15 protein-coding genes and 2 pseudogenes are annotated in these 16,010 nt (G+C 68.0%); 9 read left to right on the top strand and 8 right to left on the bottom strand.

The window, feature by feature from the left end; all coding sequences use genetic code 11:
• A complete protein-coding gene (locus QM699_RS10015) occupies window positions 1-969 on the bottom strand; it encodes an MBL fold metallo-hydrolase (protein ID WP_415010990.1) in 969 nt (322 codons plus the stop codon).
• On the opposite strand from QM699_RS10015, the gene QM699_RS10010 reads away from it, so the two are divergent.
• Window positions 968-2,293, top strand: coding sequence for an ATP-binding protein (locus tag QM699_RS10010; RefSeq protein WP_415010989.1), 1,326 nt, complete (start codon window positions 968-970; stop codon window positions 2,291-2,293). The two genes, QM699_RS10015 and QM699_RS10010, sit on opposite strands and share 2 nt — an antisense overlap.
• A gap of 112 nt (window positions 2,294-2,405) precedes the next feature.
• Window positions 2,406-4,106, top strand: a complete 1,701-nt coding sequence (locus QM699_RS10005; protein WP_415010988.1) for an FAD-binding protein — start codon at window positions 2,406-2,408, stop codon at window positions 4,104-4,106.
• 8 nt (window positions 4,107-4,114) lie between these two features.
• Here QM699_RS10005 and QM699_RS10000 read toward each other — a convergent pair whose 3' ends face one another.
• From QM699_RS10000 to QM699_RS09985, 4 genes and pseudogenes are all read right to left on the bottom strand, one after another.
• Complete coding sequence (locus QM699_RS10000) at window positions 4,115-4,936, bottom strand: thermonuclease family protein (protein WP_415010987.1); 822 nt, start codon at window positions 4,934-4,936, stop codon at window positions 4,115-4,117.
• Between the two features lie 414 nt (window positions 4,937-5,350).
• On the bottom strand, window positions 5,351-5,914 hold the full coding sequence (locus QM699_RS09995) for an HlyD family efflux transporter periplasmic adaptor subunit (protein WP_415010986.1): 564 nt from the start codon (window positions 5,912-5,914) through the stop codon (window positions 5,351-5,353).
• 39 nt (window positions 5,915-5,953) lie between these two features.
• Window positions 5,954-7,194 (bottom strand): IS3 family transposase gene (locus QM699_RS09990; RefSeq protein ID WP_415010985.1). Its coding sequence is split into 2 segments (ribosomal slippage): window positions 5,954-6,939 and window positions 6,939-7,194, totalling 1,242 coding nucleotides; the frame shifts between segments, so codons are not numbered across the junction.
• Between the two features lie 3 nt (window positions 7,195-7,197).
• Window positions 7,198-7,395 (bottom strand): annotated as a pseudogene (locus QM699_RS09985) (IS630 family transposase); the annotation flags it as partial.
• On the opposite strand from QM699_RS09985, the gene QM699_RS09980 reads away from it, so the two are divergent.
• Together QM699_RS09980 and QM699_RS09975 are read left to right on the top strand one after the other, a co-directional pair.
• The gene (locus QM699_RS09980; protein ID WP_415010984.1) at window positions 7,340-8,287 is read left to right on the top strand and encodes a Gfo/Idh/MocA family protein; all 948 of its coding nucleotides are present in this window, start codon (window positions 7,340-7,342) and stop codon (window positions 8,285-8,287) included. The pseudogene QM699_RS09985 and the gene QM699_RS09980 overlap by 56 nt on opposite strands.
• Window positions 8,284-9,339, top strand: a pseudogene (locus QM699_RS09975) (ABC transporter substrate-binding protein); the annotation flags it as partial. The gene QM699_RS09980 and the pseudogene QM699_RS09975, both read left to right, overlap by 4 nt.
• Before the next feature lie 56 nt (window positions 9,340-9,395).
• Here QM699_RS09975 and tnpC read toward each other — a convergent pair.
• The 3 genes from tnpC to tnpA form a co-directional block, all read right to left on the bottom strand.
• Entirely contained in the window at window positions 9,396-11,027 is a 1,632-nt protein-coding gene (gene tnpC, locus QM699_RS09970) for an IS66 family transposase (protein ID WP_415010983.1), read from the bottom strand.
• A 64-nt stretch (window positions 11,028-11,091) separates the two neighbouring features.
• Window positions 11,092-11,439 carry an IS66 family insertion sequence element accessory protein TnpB gene (gene tnpB, locus QM699_RS09965; protein WP_415010982.1) on the bottom strand — a complete coding sequence of 116 codons (348 nt, stop codon included), beginning with the start codon at window positions 11,437-11,439 and terminating at the stop codon, window positions 11,092-11,094.
• Window positions 11,436-11,828, bottom strand: a complete 393-nt coding sequence (tnpA, locus tag QM699_RS09960) for an IS66-like element accessory protein TnpA (RefSeq protein ID WP_415010981.1) — start codon at window positions 11,826-11,828, stop codon at window positions 11,436-11,438. Before tnpA ends, tnpB begins: the two co-directional genes overlap by 4 nt.
• 106 nt (window positions 11,829-11,934) lie before the next feature.
• Here tnpA and QM699_RS09955 point away from each other — a divergent pair, with 106 nt between their 5' ends.
• The 5 genes from QM699_RS09955 to QM699_RS09935 all read left to right on the top strand — a co-directional run bounded on the left by QM699_RS09955 (window position 11,935) and on the right by QM699_RS09935 (window position 16,005).
• On the top strand, window positions 11,935-12,366 hold the full coding sequence (locus QM699_RS09955) for a hypothetical protein (protein ID WP_415010980.1): 432 nt from the start codon (window positions 11,935-11,937) through the stop codon (window positions 12,364-12,366).
• A 35-nt stretch (window positions 12,367-12,401) separates the two neighbouring features.
• Window positions 12,402-12,827 (top strand): hypothetical protein, encoded by a 426-nt coding sequence (locus QM699_RS09950; protein ID WP_415010979.1) that lies wholly within the window; start codon window positions 12,402-12,404, stop codon window positions 12,825-12,827.
• Entirely contained in the window at window positions 12,724-14,028 is a 1,305-nt protein-coding gene (locus QM699_RS09945; protein WP_415010978.1) for an ABC transporter substrate-binding protein, read from the top strand. Before QM699_RS09950 ends, QM699_RS09945 begins: the two co-directional genes overlap by 104 nt.
• A 69-nt stretch (window positions 14,029-14,097) precedes the next feature.
• Window positions 14,098-15,072, top strand: a complete 975-nt coding sequence (locus QM699_RS09940) for an ABC transporter permease (RefSeq protein WP_415010977.1) — start codon at window positions 14,098-14,100, stop codon at window positions 15,070-15,072.
• Between the two features lie 9 nt (window positions 15,073-15,081).
• The gene (locus QM699_RS09935; RefSeq protein ID WP_415010976.1) at window positions 15,082-16,005 is read left to right on the top strand and encodes an ABC transporter permease; all 924 of its coding nucleotides are present in this window, start codon (window positions 15,082-15,084) and stop codon (window positions 16,003-16,005) included.
• Window positions 16,006-16,010: the final 5 nt, after the last annotated feature.

Genomic DNA, 16,010 nt, shown 5'->3' with positions numbered 1-16,010 from the left:
CTACGCCAGCGCCCAGACCGACAGCGGCCCCACCGGCCCGTCCGGCGCGACGACGCCGCGCTCCGTCAGGTCGATCAGGTGCGCCAGCACGTTGCGCGCCGCCGCCGGGTGCAGCCGCGGGTCGACGTCGGCATAGAGCGCCGCGACCAGTGCCGGCACCGTCGACGGCCCGGCCGTCAGCGCCGCCCGGATCTGCGCCTCGCGCCGGTCGCGATGGGCGAGGACACGCCGCGCGAGGCCGGCGGGATCGCCGACCGGCGCGCCGTGGCCGGGATAGAGCACCGCGTCGCCGCGCGCGATCACCCGGGCGACGCTGGCCCGGAAGGCGCCGAGATCGCCGTCGGGCGGCGAGATCAGCGTCGTCGCCCAGCCCATCAGGTGATCCCCGGAAAAGAGCGCATCGCCCTCGGCCCAGGCAAAGCTCAGGTGGTCGGCGGTGTGCCCCGGGGTCGCCAGCGCGGTCAGCGTCCAGCCCGGGCCGGCGATCACCCGGCCCTCGCCGATCCGCTCGTCGGGGCGAAAGCCCGGGTCGATGCCCTCGCCCCCGCCGATGCCCGGCGTGGCCGCCAGCGCCGCCATGGCGGGCGAGCGGGCGCCCGCGGGATCGCCGTGCGCCAGCACCGGCGCGCCGACCCGCGCGGCGAACGCCGCCGCCCCGGCGCTGTGGTCGCGATGCGCGTGGGTGACGAGCACCGCCGCCACCCGCTCCCCCGCGACGGCGGCGGCAAGTGCGGCGAGATGCCGGGGGTCGTCCGGCCCCGGGTCGATCACCGCTACCTCGCCCGTGCCGAGGACATAGCTGCGCGTGCCGGTGAAGGTCATCGGCCCGCCGTTCGGCGCCGTGACCACGCGGAGCCCCGGTGCCAGCGGCTCGGCCACCCCGATCGCGGGCGCGTGCGTCAGGTCGAACGGTCCCGGCTCCACTGCGCCCGTGCCTCCGCCGGCCTCGCGTGCTACCGTCCCGGCCATGGCTTCCTCGTCTCCCCGGCGCCTGCTGCCGCGCAGCCTGTTCGGACGCGCCCTCACCATCCTACTGGTGCCGATCGTCGTGCTGCAACTCGTGGTCGGGCTGGTGTTCTTCCAGCGCCACTATCTGCGCGTCAGCGAGCAGATGTCGCGCAGCGTTGCCTATGCGCTCGCCTACGCCACGACGCAGGTCGACTCGTCGGCGACCCCGGCCGAGGCCGAGCTGCGCCTCGTCTCGCTCGCCCGGCCGCTGGATCTCGCCATGCGCTTCGAGCCGGGGGTGGAGGTGACGCCGGGGGTGCAGCGGGATTTCTTCGACTTCACCGGCCCGGTCATCGTCCAGACCCTGACGGATGCGCTGCACGGGCCGGTCAACGTCGATCTCTCCGATCCGCGCGTGGCGGTGCTCGAGGTCGGCACCCGGCTCGGGATGCTGCACGTCGAGGTGCCGCGCGAGCGGCTGTCGGTGGCCAATCCGCACCAGCTTCTCGTGCTGATGATCCTCGTCGCGATCATCCTCACGGTGGTGGCGGTGATCTTCCTGCGCAACCAGGTACGGCCGATCCGGGCGCTGGCCGAGGCGTCCGACGAGTTCGGCAAGGGCCGCTCGGTGCCGTTCCGTCCGGCGGGGGCGGAGGAGGTGCGCCGTGCCGGGGCGGCGTTCCTCTCCATGCGCGCCCGGCTGGAGCGCCAGATCGAGCAGCGCACGCAGATGCTGTCGGGGGTCAGCCACGACCTGCGCACGCCGCTCACCCGGATGAAGCTCACCCTCGCGTTGATGGACGAGACCGACGAGACCCGCGACCTCGGCGAAGACGTCGACCAGATGGAGCGGATGCTGGCCGAGTTCCTGGCCTTTGCCCGGGGCGACGGGCTCGAGACGACGGCGCCGGCCGATCCCGCGGCGCTGGCCGCGCGGGTGGCGGACGCCGCGCGCCGGGCGGGCACGCGCATCCGGCTCGAGGCGACCGAGGTCCCCGCCGGCACGCTCGTGCCGATGCGGGCCGGCGCGGTCGACCGGGCGCTGACCAATCTCGTCGGCAATGCCGCGCGCCACGGCCGCGAGGTGCTCGTCACCGTCCGGCTGGCCCCGCGCACGCTGAGCTTCGTGGTCGAGGACGACGGGCCGGGCATTGCCGAGGCCGACCGCGGCCGGGCGCTGCAACCCTTCGCCCGGCTCGACGAGGCGCGCACGCCGTCGGGCGGCAATGTCGGCCTCGGCCTCTCGATCGCCCTCGACGTGGCGCGCAGCCACGGTGGCACGCTCGAACTCGGCGACAGCTCCGAACTCGGCGGCCTTCGGGCCACCCTGCGACTGCCGAGGTGAAATATATTTCTATATTGGAATGATATTCCAATAATCCGGCGCCTGTGCCATGGTCGAGCCGAGGCCGACGGGCGATTCCCCGCGGTGGAGCGAGCGCCGGGAGAGCGGAACGATGCAGGCGGAGCTGCCGGAACCTGTCGACGAGACCGTCGACCTGCTGGTGATCGGGGCGGGCGCCGGGGGCATGACCGCGGCGCTGACCGGGGCAATCGCCGGGCTGTCCGTGCTGCTCTGCGAGAAGACCGGCATGGTCGGCGGCACCACCGCCACTTCGGGCGGCACCGCCTGGATCCCCGGCACCGCGCTCGCCCGCGCCGCGGGGGTGCCGGACAGTGCCGAGGACGCGGCCCGTTTCCTGCAGTACGTCGTCGGCAACCGCGGTGGCGACGCGCTGCGCGCCGCCTTCCTCGCCTCTGGCCCGGCCGCGATCGACGAGCTCGAGAAGAACTCCGAGGTCCGCTTTACCGCCTCGGCCGCGCATCCCGACTACCTCGACGGCCCGGGCGCCGCGTTCGGCGGCCGGGCGCTCGCCCCGGTCGAGTTCGACGGCCGGCGGCTCGGCGCCGACTTCGCCCGGGTCCGGCCGCCGCGCGACGTCTTCATGGGGCTCGGCGGCATGATGGTCGGCCGCGCCGAGCTTGCGGCGCTGCTGCGGCCGCTCGCCAGCGCCGGCAACCTCGGGACCACGCTCCGCATGTTGCTCGGCCACGCCCGGGCGCGGCTGCGCCACCGGCGCGGCACCCGGCTGCTGATGGGCAACGCGCTCGTCGGCCGGCTCTACCTGAGCCTGCGCCAGCGCGCGGTGCCGGTCTGGTTCGACAGCCCGATCGCCGGGTTCCTGCGCGAGGGCGACCGGGTGACGGGAGCGGTGATCGCCACGCCGTCCGGCCCGCGCCGGGTGCGCGCCCGCCGCGGCGTGGTGCTTGCCACCGGCGGCATCGGCTGGAGCCCGGCGCTCCGCGCGCAGCTTTTCCCGCGCGAGATCGGGCCGCTCTCCCAGTCGCCTGTCAGCACCACCGGCGATGGCATCGGCCTCGCCGCCGACCGGCTCGGCGCGGCGGTGGACGACGGGTGCGACAGCCCGGCGCTCTGGATGCCGTGCTCGCTGCTGCCGAATGGCGGCGACGTGCCGTCGATCTGGCCGCACATCCTGCTCGACCGGGCGAAACCCGGCCTCATCGCCGTCGGCAGGAACGGCCGGCGCTTCGTCAACGAGTCCGACAGCTACCACGACTTCTGCACCGGCTTGATCCGCGCCGGCCTCTCCGAGGCGTGGCTGGTGGTCGACGATGCCTTCGTCCGCCGCTACGGCCTCGGGATGGTGCTGCCCGGCGGCCGCGGCCTCGGGCGGCTGCTGCGCCGGGGCTACCTGACCCGCGCCGCGATGCTGCCCGCGCTCGCGGCGGCGATCGGCGTCGACGCCGCGGCGCTGGAGGAGGAGGTCGCGGCCAACAACCGCTGTGCGGAGACCGGCGTCGACACCGCCTTCGGGCGCGGCACCTCGGTGATGAACCGCTTCAACGGCGACCCGGAAGCCGGCACGGCCAACCCCTGCATCGGGCCGATCGGCGCCGGGCCGTTCTACGCGCTCCGCGTCGTGCCGATCGACCTGGCCGGCAGCGGCGGCCTGCGGATCGACGCGGATGCGGGCGTGCTCGACGCCGCCGGGCGGCGGATCCCCGGGCTCTACGCCTGCGGCAACGATGCGAGCTCGATCTTCCGCGGCACCTATCCCGGCCCGGGCACGACGATCGGCCCGGCCATGGTCTTCGGCTGGCGCGCCGCCCACGCCGCCGCTGCCGACCCGGCCTGAGCCGCGCTTCAGCGCTCCGCGGCCTTGGTCCTGCCGCCGGAGGCCGGCAGCCAGCCGGCGGCCAGCGCCGCGGCCTCGTCGCAGAAGAACCGCTCGCCGCGGGTCGGATCAATGCGCGTGCGCGACCACGAGGCCATCTCCGGCGTGTGGTAGAGCTTGCGCCCGTTGCCGCCGATGTTGCCCTTGATCTCGCAGCCGGGTTCGGGCGTGGCCGCCGCGGTCTTCGACGTCGTGCTCGCTTCGGCCTGCGGCTTGGCCACGGGTGCCGGCGCGCGCGAGGCGATGGCCTCGGTCTTGCCGCGGTCGCGCCGCCAGTCCCACGGGGCTTCCGTCTCCGCCTGCCAGAGGCCGCGGCCCGCCGCGCGCGCCTCGGCCTCGTCGGGCAGGTAGCGGTCGCTGTAGCGGGCATAGGCCCGTGCCAGCCCATCGGCGACGATGGTGGCGCCGAGGTCGCGCCCGTCGACCGAACAGCTCGCCACCATCCGGCCGTAGCGGTCGGCGTCCTGAAGCTCGCAATCCACCACCCGGTTCGCCACCAGCGCCTCCAGCCGCTCGGCGGCGACCGTGCCGCAGGGCCAGGTGTTGCCGGCGCGATCCGGGCAGCTCTGGTGCGATTCCGGCGCGTCGATGCCGAAGAGCCGGATCTTGGTGCCGCCGAGGCGCAGCGTGTCGCCATCGGTCACGACGGCCACGCCCCGGAGGCTGTGGCCCTCGGGGCGGGACGCGGCGAACGCAAGGGGAGGGGAGGCGGCCGGTGTTGGCAGCGCCCGCGGGCCGATCAACGCCAGCAGCAGCAGCGCCGCCAGTGCGGGAAATCGCGGTCGCGTCACTTTCGCCTCCGTCACCCGGCCATTCGAGCCGGCGGATGCGAATATCGGGTTAACTCGACCCGGGGAAGGGCCTCGGGGCCGGGGCGGGTTTTAACTGAGACCGACACTTACTGGAAATAAGCATCTAGGGCCATTCTTCTCGCAGTGACCAGAGGATGAATACGTTATCCTGGCCTAGGCTTGTACTAGAAACTGAGCTGATCTGGGTTTCGTTTGACGCTGCCGTGTATTGTCAATGGCGCCCTCACAAGGGAGACCTTGAAAACTGCGTTCCAATAGAGTGCAAACAGACTCCCGAGCTAACTGACGCGGCCTCACTTTTCCAATGGCCAAATGTCCAGCGCTGCCTAGTCTTCGCGAAGCGCCCTGCTGAGCTGCTGGGCAACAGGGTGAATGATATATGAAAGTGCGGTTCTATCGCCCGTCTGCAAAAAAAGCCTCCACGGGCATGCCGGGAACAAGAACCGTGTTCCCAGGCATCCTGGCCAGTTCCCCGTCTGGAATTGCGATACGGGCCGCATAGTATTGCTGCCCCGTCATCGGATCCTGGGTGGCATCGGGCGCGATTCTTGAGACTGCGGCGAACAGCTCCGGCGTAGTTCGCGGGTTGAGGCCAGAGAAACGCAAAACGGCCTCCTGCCCAACGACTACCTTGTCGATGTCCATCGGCTCAATCCGCACATTGACCAGCAAGGGATCGTCAGTCGGCACGATGAGCATTAGAGTTTCGCCCGCACTTGCGACGCCTCCCACGGTGTGAAGCACCGATTCATGCACGACCCCGGCTTGCGGCGCCCGGATTTCGGTTCGTGCCAGACGGTCCTGATCCGCAACACGCCGCTGGCCCGCCTCTGCAATGATCCGGCGCGCTTCCTGAAGTTCGGCCAGTGCAGTGGTCAGATATTCATCCTCAATCTGCTCAATCTGAAGGGCACGCTCAGCTGCTACTGCCAGCGATTCCGCCAGCGCCGCCACCACGCGCCCGAGCTCGTGACGTGCCCCCCTCCGGTCCCTCGATCATTGTGAGAGCCCTTGGTTTTGATAGCGGACCTCCGTCGCCGACGGTAGCGGGCGGCCGGCGGAGCGGTTGGTGTGGCGGAGCCGGCCGGCCGCGGGGTCCTGGCGAACCGCATCCGGTGTCAGGCCGCCGTGCGCCGAGTGGGGCCGGACGAGGTTGTAGTCGAGCCGCCAGCGCTCGATGGTCGTGCGGGCCTCGGCGAGGTTGGCGAACACCTCCTCATTCAGGCACTCGTCACGCAGCCGGCCGTTGAAGCTCTCGACGAAGCCGTTCCGCTGCGGCTTTCCCGGCGCGATGCAGTGCCAGGCAATGCCCGATCGGTTGGTCCATTCGAGGATGGCGCGGCTGGTCATCTCGGTGCCCCTCGCCATGGTCTCTCGGACCAGTGGCGTTCCCATGGCTCGATCGCTGACGATGACGGCTGGCTTGCCGCGGCGGGCGACGAGCGCGTCGCGCTCGCGCGCGAGACGCCCGCCGTCGATCGAGGTGTCGACCACGAGAGCCAGCGCCTCGCGGGTGAAGTCGTCGACGACCGCGAGGGCGAGCCATTGTCCGCCATCGGTCCGAGGACGATGGCGAGCGAAGCGACGGCCCCAGTCGAGGGCGTCGGAGACGAAGTCGAGGCTCCAGCGCTGGTTCGGCCCGTCCGGCAGCGTCACCGGCGCCCGCGTCCCGGTCGCCCGCTTGCGGCCGCGCCGGCGGCGCACCGCCAGCCCCTCCTCGGAATAGAGCCGGTAGAGCTTCTTGCGGTTCATGGTGATGCCCTCTCGCTCGAGCAGGATGCCGAGCCGCCGGTAGCCGAAGCGGCGCCGGTCCGCCGCCAGGCTCCGCAGCCGCTCGCGCACGTCGCCGTCGCCAGGCTCGGGCTCCCGGCGCACGGTCTTGGGATCGATCCGGACCAGCTCGCAGGCGCGCCTTTGCGAAAGCCCGCGCTCGGCCATCAGGCGGAGCACGGCCTCCCGGCGCGCTGCGAGCCCGGTCAGTTTTTTCCCAGCAGATCCTTCAGCGCCGCCACATCCAGCATCGACTCGGCCAGCAGCTTCTTCAGCCGCCGGTTCTCGTCCTCGAGCGCCTTCAGCTTCTGCGCATCCGACACCTCGAGGCCGCCATACTTCGCCTTCCATCGGTAGAAGGTCTGCTGGCTGATCCCGTGCCGACGACAGACCTCGTCGGTCGTCCCGCCCGCCTCCTGCTCGCGCAGCACGCCAATGATCTGCGCTTCGCTAATACCAACCCGCATTGATCAGAACCCTTGCGCCCAGTCCCGACGGCCGATGGATCGGATGCGCCAGGGTTGGTCGACGAGGTCGTTCCAAGCGGCGCAGCAGTGGGCGACGATGTCGTCGTAGCCCTTGAAGACCCGGTTCGAGAGCCAGTTGTCGCGCATGAACTGCCAGATGTTCTCGACCGGGTTCAGCTCGGGCGATCTCGACCTGATTGGCCGGGTCGACGCCGATTTCGTGCTCCTCGCCACCCCGCCCGGCGGTCGTGAGAAGCAAATGGAAGCGGCCTGCTCCGCCGGTCTTGCAATTCTTGCCGAAAAGCCCTTGGCCGACAGTGTCGAGCTTGCCGCTCACTATGTCGCCATGGCGGAAGACGCCGGCGTGCCGCTGACCGTGGGCCTCAATTTCCGCTTCCTGCCGGTGACGCAGGAAACCCTGCGCCTTTTCGACGAGACCATCGGTGCTCCGGAATTTGGACGCTTCACCTATGAGCGCTGGCGCGATGGCTGGAAGCCCAATTTCAACAAGTATCCGCTGACCATGGATCAGCCGATGCTCTGGGAACAGTCGATCCATCACTTCGATCTGATGCGCTTCGTCTATCGCTCGGAGCCGGTTTTGGTCTTCGGTTCGACCTTCAATCCCAGCTGGTCGATGTATCGCGACGACGCCAATGTCTCGGCGCTGATCCGCTTCGCCAATGGAATAGAGGTGAACTACCAGGGGCTCTGGCAGTCCAACTGGCAGAAACCGGGTTTCCAATGGCGCAGCGAGTGCGCGCGGGGCGTCGTCGTCCAGAACGACCAGTTCGGCGAACTCAATTACGCGCTCCACGCCGATCCCGAACTGACCCCGGTGTCGCTGCCGCCTTACGAGCAGTGGATCAATGACGCCAAGGCGCTGCTCGCAGCTTTTGTCGCCGCTATGCGCGGCACGGCTCCCCTGCCGTGCACCGGGCGCGACCACCTCAATTCGCTTCGCATGGTTCAAGCCTGCATTCTTTCCGCGCAACAGGGCCAAGCGATTAATCCGGCTGATCTCGATACGCATACGAAGCGAGAGATCGGCCAAACCCACCACTCTGCACTCCAGCAAAGGACGTCCCAATGATGACCGTGAGACATCTTCTCATGGCAGGCACGGCGGCGCTTATCTTGCCGCTCGCTTCCGCCTATGCCGCCCCGCCTGCAGATACCCTGGTCGTTGGCATTTCCGCCGATGCCTCGACCTTCGACCCGGCCGCCATCAGCAGCCGCGACAACTCCAACATCGCCAAGCACATTTTCGGCACGCTCTATGAGATCACGCCGGAAGGCGAGATCGTGCCGCAGATGGCTGAGTCCTATGTCGAGGCCGAGGACGGGTTGAGCTATACCTATACGCTCAAACCCAACCTCACCTGCGAAGACGGCGAAGCGCTGACGGCTGAAGACGTCGCCTATTCGTTCAATCGCGCCGCCGACCCGGCCAATGCCTTTACCGGCAACACGCCCGGCTTCGTTTACTCCTCGATCGGCTTCAACGGCGCCGAGGAAGTCAGCGAAAACGAGGTCAAGATCAACCTCAGCAAGAAGAACCCGGTGTCGTTCGGCCTCATCGCCGAAGTGTTCATCCACTGCAAGGACAGCTACGAGAAGATGAGCCTTGAAGATGCCGCCGCCAAGCCGGTTGCGTCAGGCTCCTATCGCCTCGCCTCCTGGGATCGTGGCTCGCAGGTCGTGCTGGAAAAGATCGGCGATCACGGCAATTTCCAGAACATCGTCTGGCGCGTCATTCCGGAAGCCTCGACGCGTTCGGCCGAACTGATCGCGGGCAATGTCGACATCATCACCAATGTCGCTCCCGACCAGCTCGATGCCATCAACAATTCGGGCACGGCCGTGGTCAAGAGCGTGCAGGGCACGCGCCGCATCTATGTCGGCTTTAACATGCGCGAGGATTTCGCGACGGGTTCGGAAGGTGGCGCCGCCATCCAGAAGACCGATGTTCGCGTCGCGCTTCAATATGCGGTCGATGTCGAAGCCATCTGCTCGCAACTCCTGAACTTTGACTGCACGCGCGCAACCGGCCTCGTCAATCCGCCGAACGCCAACCCCTCGCTCGAGCCCTATCCCTACGATCCGGACAAGGCCGAAGAACTGCTCGATGCCGCCGGTTATCCGCGTGGTGAAGACGGCACCCGCTTCGAGATCACTGTAAACCTCCGCCGAGGGCCGCGTCAGGCAGCGCTTGCGGCCGCGCCGGAGGTCCAGTTCCAGGGCAGGAGATCGTCGAGCCGCGATGCCGGCGTTCCAGCGATGCGGGCGAGGACGTCGGCGAGCCAGGCTTGCGGGTCGACGTCGTTGAGCTTGGCGGTGGCGATGAGGCCGTACATGAGGGCGGCCCTTTCGCCGCCCCGATCGGAGCCGGCGAAGAGCCAGGCCTTCCGGCCGAGGGCGATGCCGCGCAGCGCGCGCTCGGCGGCGTTGTTGGTGAGGCAGGCCCGGCCGTCGGCGAGGACGCCGGCGAAGCCGTCCCAGCGCTTCAGCATGTAGTCCATCGCCTTGGCGACGGGGGCGTGGCGCGAGAGGCCGGCCCGCTCGCGACGCATCCAGGCCTCGAGATCGGCGACCAGCGGAGCGACCTCGGCCTGCCGGGCGGCGAGGCGGGCGCCGGGGTCGAGGCCGGTGATCGCGCGCTCGGCGTCGAAGACGGTGTCGATGCGGGTGACGGCCTGGCGGGCGAGCGGCGAGATCGGCGGCGCCTGGGCGCCGCGGCGGGCGGAGGCGGCGATGTCGGCGAGCTCGAAGAACTTGCGCCGGGCGTGCGCCCAGCAGAGCGCCTCGGTCACCGGGGCCGGAGAACGGTCCGGGGCGTAGAGCGACCCGAAGCCGGCATAGGCGTCGGCCTGGAGGATACCGCTCCAGCCGGCGAGATGCGCCGCGGGATGCTCGCCGCGCCGGTCGCGGGAGTAGCGATAGAGCGCGGCCGGCGGGGCGCCGCCACCGAAGGGCCGGTCGTCGCGAACGTAGACCCAGAGCCGGCCGGTGTCGGTCTTGCCCTTCGCCAGCACCGGCACCGGGGTGTCGTCGCCATGCAGCCGCTCGGCGGCGAGCACATGGGCGGCGATCCGGTCGTGCAGCGGCGCGAGCGCCGCGGCGCAGGCGCCGACCTGGTCGGCGAGCGTCGAGAGGCTGAGCGCGACGCCTTCCCGGGCATAGCGCTCGGCCTGGCGGTTCAGCGGCTGGTGCTGGCCGAACTTCTCGAAGAGGATCGTCGCCAGGAGGTTGGGTCCGGCCCGGCCGCGCGGTGTCGGGTGGAACGGCGCCGGCGGCTGGCTGATCCGCTCGCAGTCCCGGCAGGTGAACTTCTCCCGCACGGTCTGGACAACCTTCCAACGGCGCGGGATCACCTCCAGCGTCTCGGTGACATCCTCCCCGAGCCTGACGATCCGTCCCGAGCCGCAGGCCTCGCAGCACGCGGGCGCCGGAACGACGACGCGCTCGCGCGGCAGGTGCGCCGGGAAGGGCTTGCGCCCCGTCCGCCGGCGGTCCCGCGCGGGTGCCGCGGCCGGCGCCGCGCCGAGCGCCTCGGCGGCGAGGTCGTCCTCGGTCGCCGTCGCTTCCAGCTCCTCGAGCTGGAGCTCCAGCTGGTCGAGCAGCCGCGCCTTGCGCTCGGACCGCGTCCCGTAGAGCGCCCGCCGAAGCTTCTCGATCTCGAGCCGGAGCGCCGCGATCGTCGCCTCGGCGCTCGCCAGCACCGCCCGCTCCCGCGCCGCCGCGGCGACCTCCGCCTCGGCGGCCGTGGCGCGTGCCTCGGCCGCCGCAAGCGCGGTGCGCAGGGCCTCGATCTCGCTCGGCTCGGGAAGCATGTTCCGAGTTTATCGCGCTTCGCCAATGCGTTGGAGAGAAATCGACCGCGTGGAGCGATCTTCGTCACCCGGCGGCGGACGGCCGCCAGGTATGCCGCGGGTTCCGCCAGTCGATGCCCTCGAGCAGGTAGCCAAGCTGCGCCGCCGACACCGAAACCGCCCCGTCCGCCGGCGTCGGCCAGATGAAGCGGCCATGGTCGAGCCGCTTCACGTAGAGCGACATGCCAACCCCGTCGTGCCACAGCACCTTCATCAGCTGCCCCCGCCGGCCCCGAAAGCAGAACAGCTCCCCGCCATGCGGATCGCGCCCGAGCCCCTGCTGCACCAGGAGCGCCAGCCCGTTCATCCCCTTCCGCATGTCCGTCGCCCCGCCGGCGAGCCAGACCTTCGCCCCCGGCGGGAACGCTATCATGCCCGTTCCAGCACTGCGACGATCCGAGCCAGCGCCGACGCCTCGATCCCGGCACCGACGATCAGCCGCCGGCCGTTCCCGAGTACGATCTCGATCCGCTCTCCGCCCGACGCCGGCTCGGCTCCCGGCGCCACCGCGGGCGACATCAGGACCGGAGCGAAGCTCGGCTGCCTGTCCGCCCCGAGCGTTCCCTCGCGAAACTGCCGTCGCCACGTCGTCAGCAGCGACCGCGAGATCCCGTGAGCCCGCGCCGTCGCCGAAGCCATCCGCGATCCCCGGAAGCTCGCCTCCACGATGCGGAGCTTGTCCGCTTCGCTCCAATGCCGGCGCCGCGCGGCATCTGCCGCCGACAGAACCTCGATCTCCAGTCCGGACTTAAGGTCGACCATAAGGTCGCACCTATCACCATCACCCGAACGCGGTCAGGCGGCCCTCGGCGGAGGGTTACAGATCACTTTCCAGGCGCCGCGCGGCCGCTATCTCAACGACGCCAATGTGGCTCTCGCCATTGGCCAGTATCTCGACGATATCGGCGTCAAGACCAATGTCGAACTGATGGAATGGGCTTCGGTCTATGTGCCGATGCTGTCCAAGCACGACATGGGCCCGATGTTCTTCCTCGGCTCGGGCGGTAGCACCTGGAGCGCGCTCTATGACATGGCCGATCTCTCGGCCGTCGATGCGGGCACCAACTATACCGAGTGGAAGAACCCCGACTGGTTCTCCGGCTGGGCCGAGATTGCCGCAGCCAAGACGGAAGAAGAACGTCGCGTCGTCATCGATCGCATGCTCGAGGTCTTCTACAACGATCCACCGTGGCTGATGCTCTACTTCCAGCCCGACTTCTACGGCGTCAGCAACCGCGTCACCTTCGAACCGCGCCGCGACGAGAAGGTCTACCTGTTCGACACCGCTCTCGCACAGTGATCACGTCCGGCACGCAGGGGCAGGAGAAACCCCGTGTGCCGGATCAAGCCGGCGGGTCACAGGCCGGCAAATACAAGTGCTTCCGGGAGGTCAACGAGGGAATGACCATGAAAACACTGCCACGCTTCGCGCTTGCGGCGGCCTTGGGAGCCGCCTTATCGACAACCGCACTGGCCGCTCCGCCCGACAATACCGTTGTCGTTGGCCTCAGCGCCGATGCCTCGACCTTCGACCCGGCGCAGATTTCGAGCCGCGACAATTCCAACATCGCCAAGCACATCTTCGCGACGCTGTTCAAGGTCAACTTCGAGGGCGAGGTCGAGCCCTATCTCGTTGACGACACCAAGGTCAGCGACGATGGCCTTGCTTATACCTTCACCATCAAGGAAAGGCCTGACCTGCGACGACGGCGAAGCGCTGACGGCGGAAGACGTCGCCTATTCGTTCAATCGTGCGGCTGACCCGGCCAATGCCTTTACCGGCAATACGCCCAGCTTTGTCTATACGACGCTCGGCTTCAAGTCGGCGGAGGTCGTTGATGACCTCAATGTCCAGATCAATCTCAGCGCCAAGACCACACTGGCGCTCGGCATGATGGCGCAGGTCTATATTCACTGCAAAGACAGCTACGAGAAGATGAGCCTTGAAGAGGCGGCCGCCAACCCGATCGGCTCGGGCTCCTATCGCCTGGCCTCCTGGGATCGCGGCTCGCAGATCGTGCTTGAAAAGGTCAAGGACCCCGGCACGTTCGACACCATCATCTGGCGCATCATTCCCGAGGCGTCGACCCGCACGGCCGAACTGATCGCGGGCAATGTCGATATCATCACCAATGTGGCGCCCGACCAGGTTCCGGCGATCGATGCATCGGGCTCGGCGACCGTGGCCAAGGTCAGCGGCACGCGCCGCATGCAGATCGGCTTCAACCTCGGCGAAGGCGTGGCCGGCATGCCGGGTGCTGCTGAAATCCAGGACCCCAAGGTGCGCTGGGCGCTGCAGTTTGCCGTCGACGTTCCCAGCATCTGTACCCAGCTTCTGGGCACCGAATGCACGCGCATGACGAGCCTCGTCAATCCGCCCAATGACAATCCCGAGCTTGAGCCCGTGCCCTACGATCCGGACATGGCTGAAAAGCTGCTCGACGAGGCGGGTTATCCGCGCGGCGAAAATGGCGTGCGGATAACCATCCGCCTCCAGGGACCGCGCGGCCGTTACCTCAATGACGCCAATGTGGTGCAGGCCATCGGCCAGTATCTGACCGATGTGGGCGTCGAGACTGAAGTCGAGCTGCTTGAATGGGCCTCGGTCTATTCCCCGCTGCTGCGCACCAAGGAAATGGGTCCGCTGTTCTTCCTCGGCCAGGGTGGCGTCACCTGGAACCCGCTCTACGACATGAGCCTGTTCTCGACCCCGGAAGCGGCCACCAACTACCAGAGCTGGAAGGATCCGCGCTGGTTCGACGACTGGAAGCTGGCCCTTGAAGCCGATACGGTGGAAGAGGCCCGCCCGGTCATCAACCGCATGCTGAAACTCTTCCATGACGAAGGCCCGTGGCTGCAGCTCTACTTCCAGCCCGATTTCTATGGCGTGAGCAATCGCCTCGACTGGACGCCGCGCCGCGACGAAGAGATCGAGCTTTTTGCCGCGACGCTGAAGCAATAGCCTGACGCCAACCGGATGCGCCGCCACAGGTGGCGCATCCCCTTGTTCTCCAGAATCGGTCGACCGCGCATGTGGACATTTATCATCCGACGCCTCATCCAGAGCGTCATCGTCATCATCGGGGTAACGCTGATTACCTTCACCGCTCTGCAGATGAGCGGTGATCCGACTTACCTCTATGTCAGCGAACGCGCGACCGACGCCGAAATCCAGCGCACTCGCGAAGCGCTCGGCTTCGACCGGCCTTTGCCCGAGCAATATCTGAGTTTCCTCGGCAATCTCATGCAGGGCGATTTCGGCAATTCGCTCTCCTACAAGCGCCCGGCCATCGAGGCGGTCATGGAGGCCCTGCCGGCGACGCTCGAACTGACGCTCTTTGCCATGTTCCTCGCCATCGTCGTCGCCATCCCGCTCGGGGTTCTCGCTTCGCTCAATCGCGGCAGCGCGGTCGATGGGTCGATCATGACCATGGGCATGTTGGGACAATCGATCCCCAGCTTCTGGCTCGGGATCATGATGATCATGTTCTTCGGCCTGCAACTGCGGATCCTGCCGATCTCGGGCCATGTGCCCTTCATCATGCCGCTGATCCAGGGCGATTTCGTCCGCGCCTTCACCAACCTGCCGCAGACGCTCTACTATCTTATCATGCCCGGCTTCGCCGTGGCCTTCTATTCGATCTCACGCAATGCGCGTCTTGTGCGTTCGTCCATGCTCGAAGTGCTGGGCCAGGACTTCGTGCGCACCGCACGCTCGAAGGGCATCAGCGAACGCGCCGTCGTCGTGCGCCACGCGCTGCGCAATGCCTGGCTGCCGGTCGTGACCATGATCGGCCTCGAATTCGGTTTCCTGATCGGCGGCGTGGTCGTCGTCGAGATGGTCTTCTCCTGGCCCGGCATCGGACGCCTCGTCTTCAACGCCATCAATCAGCGGGACATCCCGGTGGTGCAGGCCGCCGTCGTGACCCTGGCGCTGGTCTTCATTGCGCTCAATCTCATCGTCGACCTTGTCTATGCCAAGATCGACCCTCGCGTGAAACTCTAGGAGGTCGCCATGACTATCGAAACGACCCAGGCGCCCCAGATCGTGACCCGGCCCATGTCGCATCGCCGCCGCGAATTTCGCCGCGCCATGCGCTCCATGGTGCAGGCCAAGTGGCCGCTCGTCGCGGCGCTGATCCTGCTCTGCGTTACCTTCGCGGCCATCTTCGGCCCGTGGATTTCCCCGCTCGATCCCAACCGGCAGGACATCATGATGCGCCTTGCCGATCCCCTGACCGAGGGGCGCCGCAACGCGTTTTTCCTGCTCGGTACCGATGGACTCGGCCGCGACGTGTGTTCCCGCCTCCTTTACGGCGCGCGCATTTCGCTGCTCGTCGGCATCTGCGCCATTCTGGTGGGCGGCACGATCGGCGTCATAGCCGGCCTGATCGCCGGCTACTTTGGCGGCTGGATCGACGACATCATCATGCGGCTAGGCGACATTCAGCTTGCCTTTCCCTTCATCCTCCTCGCTATCATGTTCCTCGTCATCCTGGGACCGGGCGTCGTCAACATCATCATCGTGCTTGGGGTTGGCCAATGGGTCACCTATGCCCGTATCGTCAGGGCCCAAACGCTATCCTTGCGTGAAAAAGAGTATGTGGAGGCGGCGCGTGCGCTGGGCGATCCGACGCTTCTCATCATCTTCCGCACCATCCTGCCCAATATCATCGCGCCGCTGACCGTCATCGCCTCGTTCAACGTCGCCTCGGTCATCCTCTCGGAAGCCTCGCTCTCCTTCCTCGGTCTCGGCGTGCCGCCCGATGTGCCGACCTGGGGCGCCATGCTGGCCGATAGTCGCGACCAGCTCATGGCCAACAAGTGGTGGCTGGCGATCTTCCCCGGCATGGCCATCGTCTTGACCGTGCTCTCCTTCAATATCCTCGGCGATTGGTTGCGCGACTTCCTTGATCCGCGCCTCAAGACCATGGGCTGAGCCAA

Source organism: Amaricoccus sp. (genome assembly GCF_047602525.1).
GTDB lineage: Bacteria > Pseudomonadota > Alphaproteobacteria > Rhodobacterales > Rhodobacteraceae > Amaricoccus.
This window is presented reverse-complemented; position numbering and strand designations above follow the sequence as displayed.

Bases quoted from the DNA above. Each gene is read 5' to 3' on its own strand.
- tnpB (WP_415010982.1), bottom strand. From the start codon at position 11,439: ATGATAGCGTTCCCGCCGGGGGCGAAGGTCTGGCTCGCCGGCGGGGCG.
- tnpA (WP_415010981.1), bottom strand. From the start codon at position 11,828: ATGGTCGACCTTAAGTCCGGACTGGAGATCGAGGTTCTGTCGGCGGCA.
- QM699_RS10015 (WP_415010990.1), bottom strand. From the start codon at position 969: ATGGCCGGGACGGTAGCACGCGAGGCCGGCGGAGGCACGGGCGCAGTG.
- QM699_RS10010 (WP_415010989.1), top strand. From the start codon at position 968: ATGGCTTCCTCGTCTCCCCGGCGCCTGCTGCCGCGCAGCCTGTTCGGA.
- QM699_RS09980 (WP_415010984.1), top strand. From the start codon at position 7,340: ATGAACTGCCAGATGTTCTCGACCGGGTTCAGCTCGGGCGATCTCGAC.
- QM699_RS09945 (WP_415010978.1), top strand. From the start codon at position 12,724: ATGGCCTTGCTTATACCTTCACCATCAAGGAAAGGCCTGACCTGCGAC.
- QM699_RS09940 (WP_415010977.1), top strand. From the start codon at position 14,098: ATGTGGACATTTATCATCCGACGCCTCATCCAGAGCGTCATCGTCATC.
- QM699_RS10005 (WP_415010988.1), top strand. From the start codon at position 2,406: ATGCAGGCGGAGCTGCCGGAACCTGTCGACGAGACCGTCGACCTGCTG.
- QM699_RS09935 (WP_415010976.1), top strand. From the start codon at position 15,082: ATGACTATCGAAACGACCCAGGCGCCCCAGATCGTGACCCGGCCCATG.
- tnpC (WP_415010983.1), bottom strand. From the start codon at position 11,027: ATGCTTCCCGAGCCGAGCGAGATCGAGGCCCTGCGCACCGCGCTTGCG.